Source organism: Acidithiobacillus sp. (genome assembly GCF_027322205.1).
Classification (GTDB): Bacteria; Pseudomonadota; Gammaproteobacteria; order Acidithiobacillales; family Acidithiobacillaceae; genus Acidithiobacillus.
This window is the reverse complement of the sequence record NZ_DAHVHY010000021.1, coordinates 29,854-32,101: the sequence shown is the minus strand read 5'-3', so window position 1 is coordinate 32,101 and position 2,248 is coordinate 29,854. Positions and strand designations below refer to the sequence as shown.

The following is a 2,248-nucleotide window of genomic DNA, read 5'->3' as shown; positions in this document are numbered from 1 at the left end:
ACCCTAGTAGAGAAAGGACAGAGCCCGAAAGTCATGCTGATAGGGTGCTCCGACTCTAGGGTAACACCTACGTCCCTGTATGGCAGCGAGCCCGGGGACATTTTTGTAGTGCGCAACGTCGCCAACCTCATTCCTCCTGCCGAACAGGACGGACACCTCCATGGAACCAGTGCAGCGGTGGATTTCGCGGTCGGACACCTGCAGGTAGAGCACATCATCATTAACGGCCATTCCCATTGCGGCGGCATGAAAGCGCTATTGAACGGCACTGAAGGCAAATATGTCGGCCCCTGGGTCGAAATTGCCAAAGATGCACGCACCGACGTGATGCGCGAATATGCCGATGCCAGTCCGGAGGAGCAGTTAAGAGCACTTGAAAAAGCAAGCATTCTCGTTTCTCTGGAAAACCTCCTGACCTTCGACAGTGTGCGTCGGCGGGTGGTGCGGGGTGAGCTGCAGTTGCACGGCTGGTATTTTGATATGGAAGAAGGCGCCCTGCTGGCCTATAACGCCAGCGCACAGCAGTTTGAACGGCTTGCCTGAGGACAAACGATGGAAAACAACGTTAATCTTTCGCCCCTCAAAAACCTGCGGGCCGACGTGCCTGCGGCGGTGGTGGTGGCACTGGTGGCGATGCCTTTGTGTTTGGGCGTTGCCTTGGCCTCTGGTGCACCACTCATTTCCGGACTCATAGCAGGCGTAATGGGTGGTCTGCTGGTCCCCCTGTTCAGTCGTTCGCATCTGGCCGTCAGTGGGCCGACTCCCGCTATCGTCGCCACGGTACTGGTGGCGATGCAGGCCCTCCCAAGTTTCTCCGCTTTTCTGCTGGCAGTGGTCATCGCCGGGGTCATTCAAATCGTTTTGGGCGTTATCCGTGCGGGCGTCGTGGCCTATTTTTTCCCTTCTGCCGTCATTCAGGGCATTCTTTCGGCTATCGGCATCATCATCATCCTCAAGCAGTTTCCCTATGCCATCGGTTTTGATCTGGGCGAATTCGGCAGCCAGGACTTTATCAGTGCCCATGGCGAGAACACCTTCAGCGGTGTCATCGCTGCCCTGGCGCACCTGCAGTGGGGCGCTCTGCTGATCAGCCTACTTACCCTGTCCATCCTGATCACCTGGGACAAAGTAGCGGTATTGCGTAAACAAACCTGGCTATCCGGGCCACTCATGGCGGTAGTTTTTGGTACCTTACTCAACGCACTGCTTCTCTACACCGTTCCGGATCTGGCCGTCAGCGGCCACAACCTGGTCAACCTGCCGATCATTCACTCCTTCGCAGATTTGCGGGGTATGCTGCAAATGCCGGACTGGGGGATGATCGGATCGAAAACCGTCTGGGTGACGGCTGTCGCCCTCACCTTCATTGCGAGCCTCGAAAGCCTGCTTTCTATTGAAGCCGCCGACAAACTCGATGCCTTCAAACGGCGCACGCCGCTGGACCGCGAACTGCTGGGTCAGGGCATCGCCAATGTCGCCAGTGGCCTCATCGGCGGCCTTCCGGTGGCGGCGGTTATCGTGCGCAGTACCGCCAATGTGGCGGCAGGAGCCCGCACTAAGGCGAGTGCCTTTCTGCATGGCTTATTCCTGCTGTTCGCCGTGCTGTTTCTGGCAACGCTGATGAACCAGATTCCGCTGGCTGCGTTAGCCTCCATCCTGATTTTCGTCGGCTTCAAGCTGGCCCATCCAGGCATATTCAAGCGAATGTTTCGGCTGGATAAATCTCAATATCTTCCGTTCATAATCACCATTGTCGCGATTCTGCTGAGCAGTCTCATTACAGGGGTAGTCGTCGGCCTGCTGGCAGGGGTATTCTTTGTGCTCAAAGCCAATTACCACAGTGCCATAGAGATTGGACGAGAGGGTTCCGCTTACAAAATTGCGCTGAATCGGGAGGTGACCTTTGTGAACAAGGCACGACTCTCCCATATCCTGGAGCGGCTGCCCAAGGGTGCAGAGATCATACTGGATGGCGAACATGTGGGTTTCATCGACCACGACGTCCTCGAAGTGATCAGAGATTTTGAACGCTCCGCACCCTTGCGCGGCATCCGACTGCGCGAACAGGGCTTCGATACCCCGGTATTGATGGCTCCTGTCTGACACCAACAAATGCTGGAACAAGCAATCAGGAGGCTCTTGATGCACCATCGTTTCTTATTGGACCGACAACTGGTCAAGACCCCAAATGCCAGACAGCCAAATATGCTTGACGTTAATGCACTAATAACGGTATCTTAGCGAGCTT

The 2,248-nt window shown here is 55.8% G+C and carries 2 protein-coding genes; both read left to right on the top strand.

Annotated features, from left to right (window positions below; translation table 11 throughout):
- The coding region (locus tag M7F93_RS05315; protein ID WP_298170193.1) for a carbonic anhydrase at positions 1–543 on the top strand (543 nt) is incomplete at its 5' end.
- Positions 544–552: 9 nt separating this feature from the next.
- A complete protein-coding gene (locus M7F93_RS05310) occupies positions 553–2,103 on the top strand; it encodes a SulP family inorganic anion transporter (RefSeq protein WP_298170190.1) in 1,551 nt (516 codons plus the stop codon).
- The last annotated feature ends 145 nt before the right edge of the window (positions 2,104–2,248 follow it).